Source organism: Streptomyces sp. NPDC059564 (assembly GCF_042735575.1).
Classification (GTDB): domain Bacteria; phylum Actinomycetota; class Actinomycetes; order Streptomycetales; family Streptomycetaceae; genus Streptomyces.
In genome coordinates this window covers 1-2,634 of record NZ_JBHWBP010000597.1, presented here as the reverse complement: position 1 = coordinate 2,634, position 2,634 = coordinate 1, and the positions used below count along the sequence as shown (strand labels likewise).

At 68.7% G+C, this 2,634-nt stretch carries 4 protein-coding genes; 2 read left to right on the top strand and 2 right to left on the bottom strand.

Features of this window, described 5'->3' with window-relative positions; all coding sequences use genetic code 11:
- Both ACFV0Q_RS40725 and ACFV0Q_RS40720 read right to left on the bottom strand, forming a co-directional pair.
- Window positions 1-880, bottom strand: an 880-nt coding sequence (locus ACFV0Q_RS40725) for an MFS transporter (protein ID WP_385013047.1), incomplete at its 3' end; no start/stop codon positions are given.
- A gap of 109 nt (window positions 881-989) precedes the next feature.
- A complete protein-coding gene (locus tag ACFV0Q_RS40720; RefSeq protein WP_385013045.1) occupies window positions 990-1,340 on the bottom strand; it encodes an ArsR/SmtB family transcription factor in 351 nt (116 codons plus the stop codon).
- 237 nt (window positions 1,341-1,577) lie between these two features.
- On the opposite strand from ACFV0Q_RS40720, the gene ACFV0Q_RS40715 reads away from it, so the two are divergent.
- Window positions 1,578-2,015, top strand: coding sequence for a hypothetical protein (locus ACFV0Q_RS40715; protein WP_385013043.1), 438 nt, complete (start codon window positions 1,578-1,580; stop codon window positions 2,013-2,015).
- Window positions 2,016-2,216: 201 nt separating this feature from the next.
- Window positions 2,217-2,634 (top strand): TetR/AcrR family transcriptional regulator (locus tag ACFV0Q_RS40710; RefSeq protein WP_385013041.1); only part of this gene is annotated, 418 nt, incomplete at its 3' end.

Genomic DNA, 2,634 nt, shown 5'->3' with positions numbered 1-2,634 from the left:
GGATCACGGGCAGGGCGAACGCGGCCGGGAGCATGACGGCTCGGTCGGTGAAGCGCCGCAACAGGCGCGGCAGCAGCAGCGCGGTGATCATCGAGCCGGCGCCGTACGCGCCGAGGGCGAGGGACACGGCGCTGGCGGTGCGCTCGAAGTGGTCCCGGACCATGACGACCGTGTTGACGAAGACGATGGCTCCGGCGGCGGCGACCGCGAGGTCAAGGGCGAGCAGGGCCCGCAGGCGGGGCGTCGCCCAGAGCAGCCGGATGCCGAACGCGGCCTTCGCGTACACGCCCCCGGTGCGTTCGATCGGGGCGGGCTTCGGCAGCACCGTGGCGACGACGAGGACCGCGGAGGCGACGAAGCCGAAGGAGGTCCCGATGAACAGCCAGTTGTACGAGACCAGGGTCAGCAGGGCAGCGGCCAGGGCCGGACTGAACAGGCTCTCCAGGTCGTAGGCGAGCCGGGACATCGACAGGGCCTGGGTGTAGTCCCGCTCGGCGGGAAGGACCTCCGGGATCGTGGCCTGGAAGGTCGGGGTGAAGGCCGCCGACGCCGCCTGCAGCAGGAAGATCAGGACGTAGATCTGCCCCACCTCGGTGACGAACGGCAGAGCCATGGCGACGCCGGCGCGGGTGAGGTCCATCGCCACCATCAAGGTCCGCCGGGGTATCCGGTCGGCGATCGCGCCGACCACCGGGGCAATGGCGACGTAGGCGATCATCTTGATCGCCAATGCGGTGCCGAGGACCGCGGAGGCGTTGTCGCCCGCGATGTCGTACGCGAGGAGGCTCAGGGCGACGGTCGCCAGTCCCGTACCGACCAGGGCGACGACCTGGGCCGTGAACAGGCGGCGGTAGGTGCGGTTCCGCAGTACATGGAGCATCGGGCCCGTCCCGGTCGGCGGCGTGGGGAGACGACACCAGCATATCCAAGATGTGCATACGTGTGCACATGTTGATTGTGGAACCAGTGTGCGGCCGCCGGGGGAGCGGTCAGTCGTGGGGCGGGAGGGAGCCGAGCTGGTGGTCGGCGACGTTCAGGGCCTCGTCCACCAGCCGCCGCAGGTGCCCGTGCCGCAGGGCGTAGACGACCCTGCGGCCGTCTTTGCGGGTGGTGACCAGTCCGGCCAGCCGGAGCTTGGCGAGGTGCTGGCTGACGGAGGGACGGGCGGCGCCGCACGCTTCGGTGAGGGTCGTGACGTCGGCCTCGCCCCGGCCGAGCTCGTCCAGCAGCGCGAGGCGGGTGGCGTCCGCGAGCAGCGCCAGAACCGATACGGCTGCGGCCAGCCGTTCCGTCTGTTCCTGCGAGGGGTGTGCATCTGCCACGTGCGTGCTTGCGCTCATGCGCACATATTAGGGCGGCCTGACGTGAACGGTCCCAGATCGCCGGACCGGAGATGAACACGCATGCGATAGCCAGAGCTCGTCGCGGACGATGAGGCCGCCGACAACTACGACTTGAACGCGTTCAAACTCTGTGTCAGGGTACGGCATGAGTTCTTGAGCCCACCGGTCGCGCACGCGGCCTGCACGACCCGCTAGGGGTGGAGTGTGTCGCGTTCCTGTCGTACTGCGCTGACCTTGATCGCCGGGGCCCTCGCCCTGACGGCCTGCGGCAGGTTCACCGTCATGCCGCCCCCCGACGGCGAACCGGTCGTTCTGAAGCCGGCCGAACTTGCGACCATGTGGACCGATGCCGAGGGTGGCACCCTCGCGCTGAAGCAGGACGGGACGTTCATCGCCGATAAAGTCTGCGTCGCCGTCGGCTGGTACGACAGTTTGACCTGGTCCGGAACAGGCACCTGGGAGCAGGACTCCAACAAGAAGCAAAGCTTCGTCGCTGTTTCGTTCGACGCCGCTCACCCTGTGGGCTTCGACGTCGCTCACCCCACATCAGTAGAGCGGCGGCCCGACTCCTACGCCGCCTTGAGGCAAGGCAAGGTCCTGAAGCTCTGGGTCGCCGTCGGCGATCCGGACAACGACTATCCGAACTGCGTCCTGACCAGCCCGGCGAGTTGACCCGGCGGGCGCGCGGCCGGGTGAGCTGCACATGGTCCCGCATCGCACATGAGCTAGCACCTCTTCATCAGCTCCAAGGGCTCAGGGCCTGCGACATTCACGCTTGAGCGGCGGTTCCTCGCTCAGGGGCCGATCCGTCGCCGCTTTGATCCCCCTCGCGCGCCCATAACGGAAACCATCGTTCTCGTTTAGTGTGGGGGGATGCCTCGCCTGACGGACGAGCGCCGGGAAGAGCGGCGCCGCCACATCCTCACCAGTGCCTGGACCTGCTTCTCGGGCAACGGTTTCCACGCCACGTCCATGGACGACGTGATCGCCGCGACCGGCATGTCCTCCAGCGCCGTCTACCGGTACTTCCGCAGCAAGGACGACCTCATCGACGCCGCCGCGGACGAGGCCATGACCCTCGTGCGGAGCCTGTTCGACGGACTGCTGGCGCAGAGCCCCACCGCGTCACCGGCGCAGGTGGTCGCGGCGATGGTGGGTGAGGTCCGGGACCGGGACGCCCGGTCGGAGTACGACCTCACGCGGATCGCCATCCAGTCGTGGGGGGAGGCCCTGCGCAGGCCGGGCCTGGAAGAACGCACCCGGGCCTTCTACCTCGGCGTGCAGGGTCAGC